This is a genomic window from Pseudomonas sp. FW300-N1A1 (genome assembly GCF_058789115.1).
Window position 1 is genome coordinate 42,919 of the sequence record NZ_JBYTBK010000016.1, and the last position, 16,765, is coordinate 59,683.

The following is a 16,765-nucleotide window of genomic DNA, read 5'->3' on the forward strand; positions in this document are numbered from 1 at the left end:
CTACCTCAGCTTCAGGGTGGCAAGGCCAATCAGCACGAGAATCACGGTGATGATCCAGAAACGGACGATCACGCGCGGCTCGGGCCAGCCCTTGAGTTCAAAGTGGTGGTGAATCGGCGCCATGCGAAACACGCGGCGACCGGTCAGTTTGAAAGAGGCGACCTGGATCACCACCGACAGGGTTTCCATCACGAACACACCGCCCATGATGAACAGGACGATTTCCTGGCGGACGATCACCGCGATGGTGCCCAGGGCCGCGCCCAGCGCCAGTGCGCCGACGTCGCCCATGAAGACTTGCGCCGGGTAGGTGTTGAACCAGAGGAAACCCAGGCCGGCACCGATCAACGCGCCGCAGAACACAATCAGTTCACCCGCGCCCGGCACATAAGGGATCAACAGGTATTCGGCGAACTTCACGTTACCCGACAGGTAGCAGAAGATCCCCAGCGCGCCGCCCACCATCACGGTCGGCATGATGGCCAGGCCGTCGAGGCCGTCGGTCAGGTTGACCGCGTTGCTGGAGCCGACGATCACGAAATAGGTCAGCACGATGAAACCGGCGCCCAGCGGAATGCTGTAGTCCTTGAGCATCGGCAGGATCAGGGTGGTTTCCACCGGCGTGGCGGCGGTCATGTACAGGAAAATCGCCGCGCCCAGGCCAAACACCGACTGCCAGAAGTATTTCCAGCGACTAGGCAGGCCACGGGAGTTTTTCTCGATGACCTTGCGGTAGTCGTCAACCCAGCCGATGGCGCCGAACAGCAGGGTCACCAACAGCACGACCCAGACATAACGGTTGCTCAGGTCGGCCCAGAGCAAGGTGCTGACGCCGATGGCCGACAGGATCAGCGCGCCGCCCATGGTCGGGGTACCCGATTTGGACAGGTGCGATTGCGGGCCGTCGTGACGGACCGATTGGCCGATCTGACGGTGCTGCAGGGTGCGGATCATCCACGGGCCGAAGCACAGCGACAGTACAAGCGCGGTCAGTACACCGAGAATCCCGCGCAGGGTCAGGTACTGAAAGACCGCGAAGCCCTTGTAGAACTGTTGCAAGTACTCCGCTAGCAGCAGCAGCATTAATGTTTCTCCCCGCTCGAACCGCACAAGGCCGCGACGACGTTTTCCATCGCAGCGCTGCGCGAGCCCTTGATCAAAATAGTGGTGTTTGTATCGTGTTCGGCGCCCAGCGCCGCAATCAGGTCTGCCTGGTTGGCGAAATGACGAGCCTGTTCACCGAAGGCTGCGACGGCATGCGCCATCATCGGGCCTACTGCGTAAAGTGCGGAAACCTTGCCGCTGGCATACGCGCCAACTTCGCGGTGCCCCTGCTCCGCCCACTCGCCCAACTCGCCAATATCCCCGAGCACCAGGACGGTGCGACCGGAAAAGCCGACCAGTATATCAACGGCAGCGCACATGGAGGTGGGGTTTGCGTTGTAAGTGTCATCAATTACGCGCATGCCGTTGGTCGCCAGCTGCGCAACCGCGCGCCCCTTGACCGGTTGCACGGCATTCAGGCCGCTGGTGATACCGGACAGCGACACACCCAGGGCATGAGCGGCCGCGGCCGCGGCCAAGGCATTGGCCACGTTATGGGTGCCCAGCAGATTCAATTGAACGTGCGCGATACCCAGCGGGCTGTGCAGGGTGAACGATGGGCAGCCACGTGCATCGCGATCCAGGCTGCTGGCGTGGAAATCGGCACGACTGTCGTCCAGGGAGAACGTCAGTACCTGACGGCCGGCCGCGCGCTTTTCCCAGATGGCGAAGGCCTTGTCGTCGAGATTCAGGACGGCGATGCCATCAGCGTCCAGCCCTTCGAGAATCTCGCCCTTGGCTTCGACGATTTTTTCCGGCCCGCCGAACTCGCCAACGTGGGCGGTGCCGGCGTTGTTGATGATCGCGACATGCGGTTTGGTCAGGCCGACGGTGTAGGCAATCTCGCCGATGCGCGAGGCGCCGAGCTCGATGACGGCCGCGGTATGCTCCGGGGCCAGTTCGAGCAAGGTCAACGGAACGCCGAGGTCGTTGTTCAGGTTGCCACGAGTCGCCAGCACCGGACCGCGCGTGCGCAGGATGCTCGCAAGCATTTCCTTGACCGTGGTCTTGCCACTGGAACCGGTGATCGCCGCCACCGGATGCGAGTACGCGGCACGGTTCAGCGCGCCGAGCTGGCCCAACGCCTGACGCGCATCCTTGACCAGCAACTGCGGCAGGGTGGCGTTGGCCACTTCACGCTCGACCACGGCGGCAACCGCGCCTTTGCCGGCCACGTCGTTCAGGTAGTCATGACCATCAAAGCGCGGACCGGCCAGCGCAATGAACAGTTGGCCAGGCTGGATCGCCCGGCTGTCGATGCTGACACCGTCAAAACGGCTGTCGACGGACAGTACGCGGCCGGCCAATGGGCCTGCCACTTCGCTGAGTTTCAAGGCCTTAAGCACGGGCCACCTCCCATGCGGTCAAGGCATGATCGGCCTCGACCAGATCAGAGAAGTCATGGCGTTCGCCATTGATTTCCTGGTAATCCTCGTGACCTTTGCCGGCCAGGACTATCACGTCATCGGCGCTGGCACCAGCAATCAGCTCGGCAATTGCCCGACCGCGACCGGGAACGAAACGAACCTTATCCACAGCGGAAAAACCGACGCGAATATCATCGAAAATCTGCGCGGGGTCTTCGGTGCGCGGATTGTCATCGGTCACCAGCACGCCATCGGCCAGGCGCTCAACCACTTCGGCCATCAATGGACGCTTGCCGCGATCGCGATCGCCGCCGCAACCGAACAGGCAGAGCAGCTTGCCCTTGGCGTGCGGACGCAAGGCCGTCAGGACTTTTTCCAGCGCATCCGGGGTGTGGGCATAATCGACCACCACCAAGGGTTGGCTGCCACCGCCCAGGCGCTGCATGCGACCGGCCGGGCCTTCGAGTTTTGGCAGCACACGCAGGATTTCATCCAGCGCGTAGTCCAGCCCCAGCAGTGCGCCTACCGCGGCCAGCACGTTGCTCAGATTGAATCGCCCCAGCAAGGTGCTGCGCAGATGGTGCTCACCCTGTGGCGTCACCAGCGTGGCGCGTACGCCTTCGTCGTCGAAGGCAGCTTCACGGCAATACAGGTAGGCACTGGAATCTTCCAGGCTATAGGTAATCAGCCGCGACTCGCCCTTGTCGGCAACCAGCGTCCGACCGAACTCGTCATCGAGGTTGATGACCCGGCACTTCAAGTCGTTCCAGCCGAACAGCCTGGCTTTCGTCTCGCCGTAGGCTTGCATGGTGCCGTGGTAATCCAGGTGATCGCGCGACAGGTTGGTGAGCACGGCCACATCAAATGCCAGCGCACTGACTCGGCCTTGATCCAGGCCATGGGAAGACACTTCCATGGCCACGGCCTTGGCACCGGCCTTTTTCAGGTCAGCCAGGGTGGCCTGAACGACGATGGGGTTCGGCGTGGTGTGCAGGCCACTTTCCAGCGCGCCATGGAAACCGCTGCCCAAGGTGCCCACGATGCCGCAGTGCTGCCCCAGCAGGTCCAGCGCTTGCGCGACCAATTCGGTCACACTGGTTTTACCGTTGGTGCCGGTCACGCCAATCAGGTTCAGGTGACGGCTCGGGTCGCCATAAAAGCGCCCGGCGATATCGGACAGCTGCGCGGCCAGGCCCTTCACCGGAATCAATGGCACGTCGGTAATCGGCAGGACGGTTGCCCCTTCGACTTCATACGCCACCGCCGCCGCGCCGCGCTGCAGCGCATCGGCAATGTGCGCGCGGCCGTCGAACTTGCCGCCAGGCACGGCAAGGAACAGGTCGCCTGCCCGCACGCTACGGCTGTCCAGGGTCAGTTCGCGGATCAGCAGGTCATGACCTGCGTGGGCAAAAATCTTGTTCAGGCTAAGAGACATTAGCCGCGCCCTCCGTTGGCTTTAACTGGAATAGCCGGTGTTGCATTGGCTGTTTGGGTCGGTGGCAGGTTGTCCGGGGTGATGTTCATCAGGCGCAGGGTGCCGGACATCACTTTGCTGAACACCGGCGCAGAAACCAGGCCACCGTAGTAGCCGGCCTTGCTCGGTTCATCGATCACGACAACGATCGCGAAACGCGGATCGCTCATCGGGCCGAATCCAGCGAACAGCGAGCGGTAGGAGTTTTCGGCATAGCCTTTGGTGCCCACCGAGGTCTTGCGCGCGGTACCGGACTTGCCGCCCACGTGATAGGCCGGCACTTGTGCACGGAACACACCGCGCGGAGCCTCGATCACCTGCTGCAACATGCCTTGCATGGTTTTGGCCACGCTTTCCGGCATCACCTGGGCGGCTTGCGGGGGCTTGTCGGTCTTGATCAGGGTCAGCGGTGCGAGACGGCCGTTGTTGGCCAGCGCCGAAAACGCATGGACCAACTGGATGGCCGTGACCGAAAGACCGTAGCCATAGGACAGTGTCGCGGTCTCGGCCTTGCGCCATTCGCGGTAGTTCGGCAGGTTGCCAACCCGCTCGCCCGGGAAGCCCAGGCCGGTGTCCTGGCCCAGGCCAATCCGCTGGGCGAGACGGAAAATGGTTTCGCCGCCGATATCGAAGGCGATCTTGCTCATGCCCACGTTACTGGAGTTGATCAGGATCCCGGTCAGGTCCAGTACCGGGCCTTCTGTCTTGGAAACGTCGCGAATGGTGTATTTGCCCAACTGCAGCGTGCCCGGGTACACCTCGACGGTGTCACTCGGTTTCCAGCGACCGGATTCCAGCGCGGCGCTCATGGAGATCGCCTTCATGGTCGAACCTGGCTCGAACACGTCGATCATCGCGCGGTTACGCATCATCGCCGGTTGCAGATTGCGACGGTTGTTCGGGTTGTAGGTCGGCTGGTTGACCATGGCGAGGATCTCGCCGGTCTTCACGTCCATGATCACCAGGCTGCCGGCCTTGGCGCCGTTCTCGATGATGGCGTTGCGCAACTCGCGGTTAGCCAGGTATTGCAGGCGCAGGTCAATGGACAACGCCAAGGGCTTGCCGGCCTTGGCGTTTTTGGTCACCTGAACGTCTTTGATCAACCGGCCGCGCCGGTCCTTGATCACCTGACGCTTGCCGGGCACACCCGCCAGCCATTCGTCATAGGCCAGCTCCACCCCTTCACGACCGTGATCGTCGATATCGGTAAAGCCAACCATGTGGGCAGTGACTTCACCGGCCGGGTAGAAACGCCGAAACTCTTCAATGCCATAGACACCGGGCACCTTGAGGTCGAGCACGAGCTGGCCCTGCTCGGGGGTCAAGCCGCGCACCAGATAGATGAATTCCTTGTTGGCCTGGGCTTCCAGGCGCTCGGTCAGGGCTTTCGGATCCTGGCCCAGGGCAGCCGCCAGCGCCGGCCATTTTTCCTTGGCCGTCTGCATTTCCTTGGCATTGGCCCACAAGGTCGTGACCGGGGTACTCACGGCCAATGGCTCGCCGTTGCGGTCGGTGATCAGGCCACGGTGAGCCGGAATCGGAATGTGACGAAGACTGCGCGCATCGCCCTGCCCCTTGAGGAAGTCGCGATCGATGACCTGCAGGTCGATGATGCGCCAGGCAATCGCCGCCACCATGATGCCGAGCAAGCCCAGCACCAGGCGAAAACGCCAGGGAAAGAGCGCGCCTTCGAGTTTCATCATGGCGCCACCATTCGCACTTCAGCCGCGCCCGGGATGTGCATCTTCAGTTGTTCGGTGGCCAGCACTTCAATACGGCTATGGGCCGTCCAGGTGCTTTGCTCGAGGATCAAACGTCCCCACTCTGCCTGTGCCTTGTCGCGCACGCTCAGCTCGCTGTACAGCGAGTTGAGCAGCTGACGATTCCAGTGGGCGCTGTAGGACACCGCGATCGCGGACATCAGCACGCCAACAAACAGCAGCAGCATGAAAAAGCTGCCGCCTGGAAGAGGCTTGGCAAAGAGCTTGCTCACCGCAGCTTCTCCGCGACGCGCATGACGGCGCTACGCGAACGTGGGTTGGCTTTGAGTTCGGCTTCGCCGGCGAACTGCGCTTTGCCATGGATTTTGATTTTCGGCACAAAGGCTTCAAAACGTACCGGCAGGTTGCGCGGCAAGTTATCGGTTTCACCCTTGACCAGTTTGCGCATGAACAGTTTGACGATGCGGTCTTCCAGCGAGTGGAAGCTGATCACCACCAGACGACCACCGACTTCCAGCGCCTCGAGCGCCGCTTCAAGACCGATTTCAAGATCGCCCAGTTCGTTGTTGACGTGAATTCGCAGGCCCTGGAATGCACGGGTAGCCGGGTTCTTGCCCTTTTCCCAGGCCGGGTTGGCCACTTTCAGGACTTCGGCCAGATCGCCGGTGCGCTCGAACGGCTTGATGTCGCGACGCTCGGCCACGGCACGGGCCATGCGACCGGAAAAACGCTCTTCGCCGTATTCCTTGAATACGCGGGCAATTTCTTCGACAGGCGCCGTGTTGACGAACTGGGCCGCACTGATCCCGCGAGACGGGTCCATACGCATGTCCAGCGGACCGTCGTTGAGGAAGCTGAAGCCGCGCTCGGGATCGTCGAGCTGTGGCGAAGACACGCCCAGATCGAGCAGGACGCCGCTGACCTTGCCGGCCAGGCCGCGCTCGGCCACTTCCGAACCCAGCTCGGCAAAGCTGCGCTGCACAACGACAAAGCGGCCGTCTTCGGCCGCTAGCGTTTGCCCGGTGGCAATCGCTTGAGGATCCTTGTCGAATCCCAGCAACCGGCCATCAGGGCCGAGCTGGCTGAGTATCAGGCGGCTATGACCGCCGCGCCCGAAGGTGCCATCGAGATAGCACCCATCAGGGCGTACGGCGAGAGCCTCGACGGCTTCGTCAAGCAGTACGGTGATGTGGTTAAAGCCGCTATCAATAGTCACAGGATCAAATCACGCAGTTCATCAGGCATGGCGCCCGGTTGTTGAATAGCAGCCAGGTCAGCAGCAGACACTGCATCCCAGGCATCCTCGTCCCACAATTGGAACTTGTTCAGTTGGCCTACCAACATTGCGCGCTTATCCAACTTGGCATATTCGCGCAGACGCGGCGGAACCAGAAAACGACCACTGCCATCGAGTTCGAGATCGACGGCATTACCAATCAGCAAGCGTTGCAAGCGACGGTTTTCTTCGCGCAGCGAAGGCAGTGCGCGCAGTTTGGTTTCAATCAGCTCCCACTCATCGAGGGGGTAAACGCACAAACAAGGGTCAACGGCATCAATCGTTACAATTAACTGCCCCGAACTTCGCGAAACGAGCTCGTCACGATACCGGCTCGGCATGGCGAGACGGCCTTTTGCATCGAGACTGATAGCGTTGGCTCCGCGAAACACGTCAGCGTCTCCCCAAATTTTAGCGTTTTACGCTCAAAAAACCCACTTCATGCCACTTTTCGCCACTTGTGCACACTATAGGAATGCGCCCACCACACCGTCAAGGCGCGGATTCAAGGAAAACCCTTACAGATCGGAGATTTAGAGGCGCAAAAGAAGAGGTTACGAATATTTGGCGGATGATTGAGCTCGATAACTTGAAGCAGCACTGAAGGCTACGTTCAGAAGTTAAAGTAATTTGTTAAGAGTAAGATTTTTTTGGTATTACAAAAGCGCGTCTGCTATTGATTCAAGCAGGGTGGGTAATGGCTACTACGGGCGCCTCTGCAAACGGGGTCCTGCGGACGGTCTATCGACATTAAACTTATCACCGCCAGCCACTTGAACGCTAGCCAGTCGATAGTACCAAGCCTCCCTGCCTGTGGCTCAGGCAGAGAAGAAAAATAAGGTGGAGAGTCGATCTGTAAGCCGGGTTCTGTCTTGAACAGTCATTCGTCTACGATGGCCATCACTGGACACCTTTAGCAACCTACCCGGTCCCAGCGCGGGCCACGCCTTGGGACCCTATTTGGTCTTGCTCCAAGTGGGGTTTACCTAGCCACGAACTGTTGCCAGTCGTGCGGTGCGCTCTTACCGCACCTTTTCACCCTTACCGGCACCGAAGTGCTTAGGCGGTTATTTTCTGTGGCACTTTCCGTAGGCTCGCGCCTCCCAGGCGTTACCTGGCACTTCGCCCTATGGAGCCCGGACTTTCCTCCCCCCCCTAATTTTCATAGAGGGCAGCGACTGTCCGATCGACTCTCCGCCGCGAAGGTTAACGGCACAGCGCCCGAAGAACAAGCAATAAAAGCCTTTTACCGCTCTACAGCCCGCGCGCTTACTCGCTTTTCTGCTTTTCCAGGGCCACTTGATAAAGCACGTTCTTGCGCTCCCCCGTTATTTGCGCCGCCAGGGCTGCCGCACGCTTGAGGGGCATCTCCTCGAGCAACAGATTGAGGACACGCATCGCCTCGCTGCTGACCGCATCCTCGCTTTCCGGGGCCGTCCAGCCGGCCACCAGCACCACGCACTCGCCGCGCTGCTGATTGCTGTCGGCCTCGACGAAAGCGCGCAGCTCGGCCAATGGCAGGCCCTTGAGCGTCTCGAAGGTCTTGGTCAGCTCACGCGCCAGCAACGCCGGACGGTCCGCGCCAAACACCAGCTCCATGTCCTGCAGGCACTCCAGAATCCGGTGCGGCGCCTCGTAAAAGATCAAGGTGCGCGGTTCTTCCTTTATGGACTCCAGGCGCGCGCGGCGCCCAACGACCTTGGCCGGCAGGAAACCTTCGAAGATAAAGCGGTCCGATGGCAGCCCCGCCGCAGACAATGCCGCAATCAACGCGCAAGCCCCGGGAACCGGTACTACATTGATACCGGCCGCCCGCGCCTGGCGCACCAGGTGATAACCGGGATCAGAGATCAGCGGCGTGCCCGCGTCGGAAATCAACGCGACGTTGTCGCCTGCCAGCAAACGCGTAATGAAGCGACTGCCTTCATCGCGCTCGTTGTGCTCATGGCAAGCGGCCAAAGGCGTACCAATCCCGAAATGTTGCAGCAACCGCAAGGAGTGACGGGTATCTTCAGCAGCGATCAACGCCACCTCACGCAAGATTTTCAGCGCGCGGGCACTGATGTCATCCAGGTTGCCGATGGGCGTCGCCACCACATAAAGCGAGCCAGCAGCGGAATTCAAAGCACCTGGAGCAGTCAAAGCGCACACCTCATGGTTGGTAAAACCGCCATTGTAGCGCGTAGTAGCCCCTCGGATGAGCGTCACTGTCGTCATCGGACACCCGCCACCGTTGAGCCCCGTAACATTTACACGACCTAAATTGAACGTTTCACGCCAGCAACATCGCGCCCCGGCCAGCGCTTGGGTACAATTCCACGCTAATTTGATCGAGTATCAGGAACACTTACATGATCGCTTGCCTGCGGCTGTTCACTGCCCTCTGCCTTGCTGCCTTGCTGGCGGCTTGCGCCAGCTCGCCCTCGTCCAGCCTTGGCGACCTTCCACGGACTGCGGATGCCAGTATCGAGCAACTGCTCGAACAGGCCGCCACCGCAGGCAATCCCGAAAAGGCTGCCCTGCTGCGCCTGAGCGCCGCCGACCTGGCCTACCGTCAAGGTAACGCCGACCAGTCCGCGCAAATACTTCAACAGGTTCCAGTGGAACAGCTGAAGCCCGGCCAACAGGTCTTCGCCAGCACCCTGGCGGCGGAACTGGCCATGACTCGCAACCAGCCCAAGGCGGCGCTGACTGCCCTGAGCCATCCAAGCCTGCAACGCCTGGACGAGCTACCCGACGAGCAGCAAGTGCGTACTGGCACTGTCCGCGCCCGCGCCCTCGAAGCCGATGGCCAGACCCTGGCCGCTGTCCGCCAGCGCATCGCCATCGCACCGATGCTCGAAGGTGGCGCCGCCGGTAAAAACCATGAGGCTATCTGGGCACTTATCGCTTCCTTGCCGACCGACCAACTGCAACCGATCACCAACGACGAGCTCGGTGGCTGGATGAGCCTGGCCGTGGCGGTGAAAACCGCGGGCACGCTGGAATTGCAACAGGCTGCCATCGAGCAATGGCGTGCCCAGCACCCGGAACACCCGGCCGCCATTCAACTGCCACTGCCCCTGACCCAGCTCAAGCAACTGGCCAGCCAGCCCGTCAGCAAAATCGCCCTGCTACTGCCCCAGGAAGGCCCGCTGGCCTCGGTGGCCAAGGCCCTGCGCGAAGGCTTCATGGCCGCTCACTATCAGGCTCAACAGGCCGGACAGAAGCCACCGGCCATCGAGTTTTATGACAGCTCGCGCCTGACCTCGCTGGACGACTTCTATCGCAAGGCGCAGGCCGATGGCGTGCAACTGGTTGTCGGCCCACTGGAAAAACCACTGGTCAAACAGCTCAGCGCCCGCCCACAACTGCCCATCACCACACTGGCGCTGAACTACGCCGAAGGCGATCAAGGCCCTGCCCAGCTGTTCCAGTTCGGCTTGGCGGCCGAGGACGAAGCCCGCGAAGTGTCCCGCCGCGCACGGGCCGACGGCCTGCATCGCGCCGCCGTCCTGGTACCAAAAGGCGAATGGGGCGATCGCGTCCTCAAGGCGTTCAGCCAGGACTGGCAAGGCAACGGCGGCACCATCATCGGTGTCGAGCGCGTCGACCAGCCCGTGCAACTGGCCCAGCAAATCGCCGACCTGTTCCAGCTGCGCCAGAGCGAAGGTCGCGCCAAGAGCCTGCAAAGCACCCTGGGCTCCCAGGTCGCCGCACAACCTTCGCGTCGCCAGGACATCGAGTTCATCTTCCTGGCCTCGACCCCGCAACAGGCCCAACAGATCAAGCCCACGCTGAACTTCCAGTACGCGGGCGACGTACCGGTCTACGCCACGTCCCACGTGTACAGCGCCAGCGGCGACCAGAACCAGTACAACGACATGAATGGCATTCGCTTCTGCGATACCCCATGGCTGCTGAACATCAACGACCCGCTGCGCCAGCAAGTGACCGCTCAATGGCCGCAAGCCAATGGCAGCCTGGGCCGCCTGTACGCCATGGGTGTCGATGCCTACCGCCTGGCTCCGCGCCTGGGCCAACTCAAGGCATTGCCTGACAGCACCATCGAAGGCCAATCGGGCAACCTGAGCATGAGCCCGACACAGCGCATTCAACGTCAGCTGCCTTGGGCACAGTTCGTCAACGGGCAGGTCCAGCGCCTGCCAGACACCCAACGTTAATGCCTGACAGGTCACGCCAACAACGCGGGCGAGATGCTGAAAGCCAGGCGCTCCAGCATCTCCAGCAACAGGGTCTGCGCCTCCTGGCGCAGAACTGGCTATGTAAACGCGGTGAGCTTGATCTGGTCATGCTTGACGGCGATACAGTAGTATTCGTCGAAGTCCGCTACAGACAAAACACCCAATGGGGTGGCGCGCTCGGCAGCATCGATGCGCGCAAGCGTCAAAAACTGATTCTCGCCGCGCAGTACTTCCTGCAAAGCGAGTCGCGCTGGGCCGATTCCCCCTGCCGCTTTGATGTAGTTGCCATAGACAGCACCGCAACACACCTGAACTGGCTACGGAATGCCTTTGATAGCTGACCGCTCTCGGGCAAGGCCGCCTTTAACCCAATACTTTTGCTCTTTGCTTTGCGGGCCGCACTTTGCCGTGCCACCAAGCCGCGCCACTTAAGGTCACACAGATGGACATGCAATCCCGAATTCGCCAGCTTTTTCAGGCCAGTATCGATACCAAGCAACAGGCGATGGACGTACTTGCACCGCACATCGAGCAAGCCAGCCAAGTGATGGTCAACGCCCTGCTCAACGAAGGCAAAATGCTTTCGTGCGGTAACGGCGGTTCGGCCGGCGACGCACAGCATTTCTCTTCCGAATTGCTTAACCGTTTCGAGCGCGAGCGCCCGAGCCTGCCAGCCATCGCACTGACCACCGACAGCTCGACGATCACCTCGATCGCCAACGACTACAGCTACAACGAAATATTCTCCAAGCAAATCCGCGCACTGGGCCAACCCGGCGACGTATTGCTGGCGATTTCCACCAGCGGCAACTCGGCCAACATTATTCAAGCGATCCAGGCCGCACATGATCGCGAAATGATTGTCGTAGCATTGACCGGTCGCGACGGCGGCGGCATGGCCTCGCTGCTTTTGCCTGAAGACGTCGAAATTCGCGTACCGGCCAACGTCACCGCACGCATTCAGGAAGTTCACCTGCTGGCGATCCACTGCCTCTGCGACTTGATCGACAGCCAATTGTTCGGGAGTGAAGAATGACCCTTAATCGCCTCGGCCTTGTGGCCCTGACCCTGAGCCTTGCCATCAGCGGCTGCACCTCAATGGTGAGCGCCAGCCGTGAAAGCCCTATTCAAGATGACCGTGGCACTCGTACTTTCGGTAGCAAGATCGACGACTCCCTGATCGAAACCAAGGTCGGCGTGAACGTGGCCAAGGCCAACCCGGACCTGGACCGCAGCTCGCACATCGTCGTGACCAGCTTCAACGGCGTCGTGCTGCTCGCCGGACAAACACCCCGCTCCGATCTCAAGGCCCAGGCCGAACAAGCCGCTGCCGCCGTCCAGCGGGTCAAGACCGTACACAACGAACTGCAAGTGATGCAGCCTTCGTCGTTGCTGGCCCGCAATAACGACGCCTGGCTGACCACCAAGATCAAGGCCCAGATGCTCACCGACCCGAGCATTCCCGGCTCACGCATCAAGGTCGTGACCGAGAATGGCATCGTCTACTTGCTGGGCCTGCTGACCAAGCAGGAAGCCGCCCAGGCGACCAATCTGGTACAGGGTGTTTCCGGCGTACAAAAGATTGTGAAGCTGTTCGAGTACATCGATTGATGTAACCGAACGCCAGGCACAAAAAAGGCGATCCATCCGGATCGCCTTTTTTATTACTTCACCACCTTCAAACTGGGTCGACCGCTTGGGCGCGGCGGCTCGTCATCGGGTGGCGGCTGATCATCTTCCGGCTCGATCTCTTCCTCGTCATCCAGAGGCGATTCCAGATCGAACACCATACCCTGACCATTTTCCCGGGCGTAAATGCCCAGGATCGCGCCCACAGGCACATACAGGGTATGAGGAACACCACCGAAGCGCCCCTCGAAGCTGACCGCCTCGTTATCCATGTGCAGATGACGAACAGCCGCAGGAGAAACGTTCAGAACAATCTGTCCATCACTGGCAAACCCCTGGGGGACCTGCACCGATGGAAACTCGGAATTGACCAGCATGTGCGGTGTGCAGTCGTTGTCCACAATCCACTCATAGAGCGCGCGGACCAAATAAGGTCGACTGGAGTTCATAGCGGCTCCTTAAGCCTTAGCGCATATCGCGTTCGACAGCAGACAGACTCGCCTGGAATGCCTCACGCGCAAACTGGCGCTCCATATAATCAAGCAGCGGCTTGGCAGGCCGCGGCAGTTCGATACCTAGCATCGGTAAACGCCAGAGTATTGGCAATAGGCAACAATCCACCAGGCTTTGTTCATCACTCAGGAAAAAAGGTTTGTCGGCAAATAACGGCGAAACCCCGGTGAGACTTTCACGCAGTTCCTTGCGAGCCTGTACGCGCGCGGGTTCCTTGGTCCGCGAATCCAGAATCAGATCCACCAGGCCACACCAGTCGCGCTGAATGCGATGTATCAGCAGGCGGCTGTTGGCACGCGCCACGGGATAAACCGGCAGCAAAGGCGGATGCGGGTAACGCTCATCCAGGTATTCCATCACCACCGTCGACTCCCACAACGCCAGGTCACGATCGACCAGGGTGGGCAAGCTGCCGTAGGGGTTCACTTCGATCAGTTTTGGCGGCTGACGACCCGCCTCCACACTGATGATCTCGGCGCTGACACCCTTCTCTGCCAGTACGATTCGCACTCGGTGGGAATAGTGGTCGGCGGGGTCGGAGTAACAGGCCAACCGATTGGTCACGCCCATGGCGATCCTCCTCGCTTGTTGAAATTATCGGAGCGGAAAAACGAGCGCGCCCAGAGGGCGCCTCCCGTAACGCCTGGATGACCAGACTCGTTACACTTTCGGAGGCGCCCTTGGGCGCGCGCGGTTAACAGCAATTACTTAAAGCTATATCAATGCACATCTTTCCAGTATTCGCGCTTGAGCAGATAAGCGAATACGAAGAAGAACGCCAGGTACAGCAATACATAGGTACCAATGCGCTGGTGCTCCAGCTTAACCGGGTTAGCCGAGTAAGCGAGGAAGGTTACCAGATTCTTGACCTTCTCATCGAACTGCTCTTCGGTCAGGGCACCGGACTTCGGCACGATGGTCAACTGATCGCACGCTTCATGAGTCAGCGGTGTACCGGTCAGCGGATCATATTGCTTCTTGCCATGCTCGACGACCTGAACCTGTTTGCACCCTACGACCTGGCGACCTTGCAGGCCCACCAGCACGTTAGGCATGCCCACGTTCGGGAACACCTTGTTGTTCACACCCCAAGGGCGCGACGGGTCTTCGTAGAACGATTTCAGGTAGCCGTACAGCCAGTCGGTACCCCGAACACGAGCCACCAGGGTCAGGTCAGGCGGCGCAGCGCCGAACCAGGCCTTGGCGTCTGCCGGCTGCATGCCGATGCTCATGTGGTCGCCGATCTTGGCGCCGGTGAACACCAGGTTCTTCAACATCAGATCGTGAGGAATCCCCAGATCGTCGGCAACACGCTCATAGCGCTGGAACTTGGCACTGTGGCAACCCATGCAGTAGTTGGCGAACGTACGCGCGCCATCTTGCATTGCCGCTTTGTCGGAAACGTCGATATCGACCTTTTCCAGCTCAGGACCGCCCGCCGAAGATGCGAACGAGAACACAGGCATAGCCGCAAGAATCAGTACAGCAAATAGCTTTTTCATCAGCCAGTCACCCTTTCCGGAACCGGTTTGGTCTTCTCGAGCCTGGTGTAGAACGGCATCAGAATGAAGTAGGCGAAGTACAGGAAGGTACATACCTGCGACAGCAGCGTACGACCTGGTGTTGGAGCCAACACACCCAGCACACCCAGAATCACGAACGAAATGCAGAACACCCAGAGCCAGATCTTGCTCAGCCAGCCTTTGTAGCGCATGGATTTGACCGGACTGCGGTCAAGCCAAGGCAGGACAAACAGCACGGCAATCGCGGCACCCATGGCGATGACGCCCAGGAGCTTGTCCGGAACCGCACGCAGGATCGCGTAGAACGGGGTGAAGTACCAGACCGGAGCGATGTGCTCAGGGGTCTTGAATGCGTTCGCCACTTCAAAGTTCGGCTTCTCGAGGAAATAACCGCCCATTTCCGGGAAGAAGAACACGATCGAGCAGAAGATGAACAGGAACACCACGACGCCGACGATATCTTTCACGGTGTAGTACGGGTGGAAGGCAATGCCGTCCAGCGGTACGCCGTTTTCGTCCTTGTACTTCTTGATGTCCACGCCGTCAGGGTTGTTCGAACCGACTTCGTGCAGCGCCAGGACGTGCAACACCACCAGGCCGAGAATCACGATCGGCAAGGCGACTACGTGCAAGGCGAAGAAGCGGTTCAGGGTGATGCCCGAAATCAGGTAGTCACCACGGATCCACTGGGTCAGGTCGTCGCCGATGACCGGGATCGCACCGAACAGCGAGATGATCACCTGCGCACCCCAGTAGGACATCTGGCCCCAAGGCAGCAGGTAGCCCATGAAGGCCTCCGCCATCAGCGCCAGGTAGATCAGCATGCCGAACACCCACACCAGCTCACGCGGCTTCTGGTACGAACCGTAGAGCAGGCCACGGAACATGTGCAGGTAAACCACGATGAAGAATGCCGAAGCACCGGTGGAGTGCAGCAGACGCAGGATCGAGCCGTACTCGACGTCGCGCATGATGTATTCGACGGAGGCGAACGCCTCTTCCGCCGACGGGGTGTAGCTCATGGTCAACCAGACGCCAGTTACGATCTGGTTAACCAGAACCAGCAGCGCCAGGGAGCCAAAGAAGTAGAAGAAGTTGAAGTTCTTCGGGGCGTAGTACTTGCTGAGATGGTCTTCCCACATTTTGGTGGCGGGAAAGCGCGCATCAACCCAATCCATGAACTTGCTCATCACGCTTTCTCCGTATCGACGCCGACGACAATGATGTCATCCGACTCATAGGAATGCGGGGGAACTGGCAGGTTCAAAGGCGCAGGCTGCGACTTGAAGACACGGCCAGCCAGATCGTAGTGGGAACCGTGGCAAGGGCAGAAATACCCCCCTACCCATTTCGGACCAAGATCCGCTGGCGCCACTTCTGGACGGAAAGTCGGAGAACAGCCCAGGTGCGTGCAAATACCGATCAGCAGCAGAACCTCTGGCTTGATCGAACGCGTCTTGGGATCCACATAAGTCGGTTGTACCGAGCTCTTGGAGTCCGGATCGGAGAGTTCACCCTCGATCTTTGTAAGATTCCCCAAAATTTCCTGGGTACGGCGGACGATAAACACCGGCTGACCGCGCCATTCAGCAATCATTTGCTGACCTGGTTCGATTTTGCTGACATTCACTTTCACCGGTGCACCTGCGGCCTTCGCCTTGGCACTGGGAAACCACGACCCCACGAACGGGACCGCAGCCCCCACCGCTCCTGCAGCACCCACCACGGATGTGGCTGCTACCAGAAAGCGACGCCGGCCTGCATTCACGCCGTCATTGCTCATTCAGTCCTCTCCCATCAGCTTTGTGGCCTGTTAAATCAGGCATCTACTAAGTAAAAATCTGAACTTATAAAAATTTTGCCGAATGGTAATGAAAAGCCCCAATTCTGACAAGGTAATTACCACCCGGCACAACCGCCAAGCCTTGTAGTATAGGGCCTCTACGGATGTGGCAAGTTGTCACACCACAAATC

At 59.9% G+C, this 16,765-nt stretch carries 17 protein-coding genes and 1 other RNA gene; 4 read left to right on the forward strand and 14 right to left on the reverse strand.

Going from position 1 to position 16,765, the window contains the following annotated elements:
- The 9 genes from mraY to rsmI form a co-directional block, all read right to left on the reverse strand.
- Positions 1-1,083: a phospho-N-acetylmuramoyl-pentapeptide-transferase gene (mraY, locus tag AC3WQN_RS13370; protein WP_095079827.1), complete on the reverse strand. Its 1,083-nt coding sequence runs from the start codon at positions 1,081-1,083 to the stop codon at positions 1-3.
- Positions 1,083-2,450, reverse strand: a complete 1,368-nt coding sequence (locus AC3WQN_RS13375; RefSeq protein ID WP_103400790.1) for a UDP-N-acetylmuramoyl-tripeptide--D-alanyl-D-alanine ligase — start codon at positions 2,448-2,450, stop codon at positions 1,083-1,085. Before AC3WQN_RS13375 ends, mraY begins: the two co-directional genes overlap by 1 nt.
- Positions 2,443-3,906, reverse strand: a complete 1,464-nt coding sequence (locus AC3WQN_RS13380; protein ID WP_103400791.1) for a UDP-N-acetylmuramoyl-L-alanyl-D-glutamate--2,6-diaminopimelate ligase — start codon at positions 3,904-3,906, stop codon at positions 2,443-2,445. The genes AC3WQN_RS13375 and AC3WQN_RS13380 overlap by 8 nt, the downstream gene beginning before the upstream one ends.
- Positions 3,906-5,645, reverse strand: a complete 1,740-nt coding sequence (locus tag AC3WQN_RS13385; protein ID WP_178081917.1) for a peptidoglycan D,D-transpeptidase FtsI family protein — start codon at positions 5,643-5,645, stop codon at positions 3,906-3,908. The genes AC3WQN_RS13380 and AC3WQN_RS13385 overlap by 1 nt, the downstream gene beginning before the upstream one ends.
- Positions 5,645-5,938, reverse strand: coding sequence for a cell division protein FtsL (gene ftsL / locus AC3WQN_RS13390; RefSeq protein ID WP_103400793.1), 294 nt, complete (start codon positions 5,936-5,938; stop codon positions 5,645-5,647). The genes AC3WQN_RS13385 and ftsL overlap by 1 nt, the downstream gene beginning before the upstream one ends.
- Positions 5,935-6,882: a 16S rRNA (cytosine(1402)-N(4))-methyltransferase RsmH gene (rsmH, locus tag AC3WQN_RS13395; protein WP_371918514.1), complete on the reverse strand. Its 948-nt coding sequence runs from the start codon at positions 6,880-6,882 to the stop codon at positions 5,935-5,937. Before rsmH ends, ftsL begins: the two co-directional genes overlap by 4 nt.
- A complete protein-coding gene (mraZ, locus tag AC3WQN_RS13400; protein WP_019693566.1) occupies positions 6,879-7,334 on the reverse strand; it encodes a division/cell wall cluster transcriptional repressor MraZ in 456 nt (151 codons plus the stop codon). The genes rsmH and mraZ overlap by 4 nt, the downstream gene beginning before the upstream one ends.
- Before the next feature lie 448 nt (positions 7,335-7,782).
- Positions 7,783-8,136: RNase P RNA component class A (gene rnpB / locus AC3WQN_RS13405), an RNA gene on the reverse strand.
- 75 nt (positions 8,137-8,211) lie between these two features.
- Positions 8,212-9,084 carry a 16S rRNA (cytidine(1402)-2'-O)-methyltransferase gene (gene rsmI, locus AC3WQN_RS13410; RefSeq protein WP_103400794.1) on the reverse strand — a complete coding sequence of 291 codons (873 nt, stop codon included), beginning with the start codon at positions 9,082-9,084 and terminating at the stop codon, positions 8,212-8,214.
- A gap of 209 nt (positions 9,085-9,293) precedes the next feature.
- Here rsmI and AC3WQN_RS13415 point away from each other — a divergent pair, with 209 nt between their 5' ends.
- The 4 genes from AC3WQN_RS13415 to AC3WQN_RS13430 all read left to right on the forward strand — a co-directional run bounded on the left by AC3WQN_RS13415 (position 9,294) and on the right by AC3WQN_RS13430 (position 12,737).
- Positions 9,294-11,105, forward strand: coding sequence for a penicillin-binding protein activator (locus AC3WQN_RS13415; RefSeq protein WP_103400795.1), 1,812 nt, complete (start codon positions 9,294-9,296; stop codon positions 11,103-11,105).
- Positions 11,105-11,467 (forward strand): YraN family protein, encoded by a 363-nt coding sequence (locus tag AC3WQN_RS13420; RefSeq protein ID WP_103400796.1) that lies wholly within the window; start codon positions 11,105-11,107, stop codon positions 11,465-11,467. The genes AC3WQN_RS13415 and AC3WQN_RS13420 overlap by 1 nt, the downstream gene beginning before the upstream one ends.
- 101 nt (positions 11,468-11,568) lie before the next feature.
- Positions 11,569-12,162, forward strand: a complete 594-nt coding sequence (locus tag AC3WQN_RS13425) for a phosphoheptose isomerase (protein ID WP_007904374.1) — start codon at positions 11,569-11,571, stop codon at positions 12,160-12,162.
- Positions 12,159-12,737, forward strand: coding sequence for a BON domain-containing protein (locus AC3WQN_RS13430; RefSeq protein ID WP_103400797.1), 579 nt, complete (start codon positions 12,159-12,161; stop codon positions 12,735-12,737). The genes AC3WQN_RS13425 and AC3WQN_RS13430 overlap by 4 nt, the downstream gene beginning before the upstream one ends.
- Before the next feature lie 53 nt (positions 12,738-12,790).
- Here AC3WQN_RS13430 and AC3WQN_RS13435 read toward each other — a convergent pair whose 3' ends face one another.
- From AC3WQN_RS13435 to petA, 5 genes are all read right to left on the reverse strand, one after another.
- Entirely contained in the window at positions 12,791-13,204 is a 414-nt protein-coding gene (locus AC3WQN_RS13435; protein WP_103400798.1) for a ClpXP protease specificity-enhancing factor, read from the reverse strand.
- Positions 13,205-13,220: 16 nt separating this feature from the next.
- Positions 13,221-13,838 (reverse strand): glutathione S-transferase N-terminal domain-containing protein, encoded by a 618-nt coding sequence (locus AC3WQN_RS13440; RefSeq protein ID WP_103400799.1) that lies wholly within the window; start codon positions 13,836-13,838, stop codon positions 13,221-13,223.
- A gap of 149 nt (positions 13,839-13,987) precedes the next feature.
- Positions 13,988-14,770: a cytochrome c1 gene (locus tag AC3WQN_RS13445; RefSeq protein WP_095079806.1), complete on the reverse strand. Its 783-nt coding sequence runs from the start codon at positions 14,768-14,770 to the stop codon at positions 13,988-13,990.
- A complete protein-coding gene (locus tag AC3WQN_RS13450; RefSeq protein WP_095146673.1) occupies positions 14,770-15,981 on the reverse strand; it encodes a cytochrome b in 1,212 nt (403 codons plus the stop codon). Before AC3WQN_RS13450 ends, AC3WQN_RS13445 begins: the two co-directional genes overlap by 1 nt.
- Entirely contained in the window at positions 15,981-16,574 is a 594-nt protein-coding gene (gene petA, locus AC3WQN_RS13455) for a ubiquinol-cytochrome c reductase iron-sulfur subunit (RefSeq protein ID WP_095079803.1), read from the reverse strand. Before petA ends, AC3WQN_RS13450 begins: the two co-directional genes overlap by 1 nt.
- Positions 16,575-16,765 lie beyond the last annotated feature (191 nt).

Coding starts and splice junctions, on each gene's coding strand:
- mraY (WP_095079827.1), bottom strand. CDS start 1,083: ATGCTGCTGCTGCTAGCGGAGTACTTGCAACAGTTCTACAAGGGCTTC.
- AC3WQN_RS13380 (WP_103400791.1), bottom strand. CDS start 3,906: ATGTCTCTTAGCCTGAACAAGATTTTTGCCCACGCAGGTCATGACCTG.
- AC3WQN_RS13385 (WP_178081917.1), bottom strand. CDS start 5,645: ATGAAACTCGAAGGCGCGCTCTTTCCCTGGCGTTTTCGCCTGGTGCTG.
- AC3WQN_RS13415 (WP_103400795.1), top strand. CDS start 9,294: ATGATCGCTTGCCTGCGGCTGTTCACTGCCCTCTGCCTTGCTGCCTTG.
- AC3WQN_RS13420 (WP_103400796.1), top strand. CDS start 11,105: ATGCCTGACAGGTCACGCCAACAACGCGGGCGAGATGCTGAAAGCCAG.
- AC3WQN_RS13425 (WP_007904374.1), top strand. CDS start 11,569: ATGGACATGCAATCCCGAATTCGCCAGCTTTTTCAGGCCAGTATCGAT.
- AC3WQN_RS13430 (WP_103400797.1), top strand. CDS start 12,159: ATGACCCTTAATCGCCTCGGCCTTGTGGCCCTGACCCTGAGCCTTGCC.
- AC3WQN_RS13435 (WP_103400798.1), bottom strand. CDS start 13,204: ATGAACTCCAGTCGACCTTATTTGGTCCGCGCGCTCTATGAGTGGATT.
- AC3WQN_RS13440 (WP_103400799.1), bottom strand. CDS start 13,838: ATGGGCGTGACCAATCGGTTGGCCTGTTACTCCGACCCCGCCGACCAC.
- AC3WQN_RS13445 (WP_095079806.1), bottom strand. CDS start 14,770: ATGAAAAAGCTATTTGCTGTACTGATTCTTGCGGCTATGCCTGTGTTC.
- AC3WQN_RS13450 (WP_095146673.1), bottom strand. CDS start 15,981: ATGAGCAAGTTCATGGATTGGGTTGATGCGCGCTTTCCCGCCACCAAA.
- petA (WP_095079803.1), bottom strand. CDS start 16,574: ATGAGCAATGACGGCGTGAATGCAGGCCGGCGTCGCTTTCTGGTAGCA.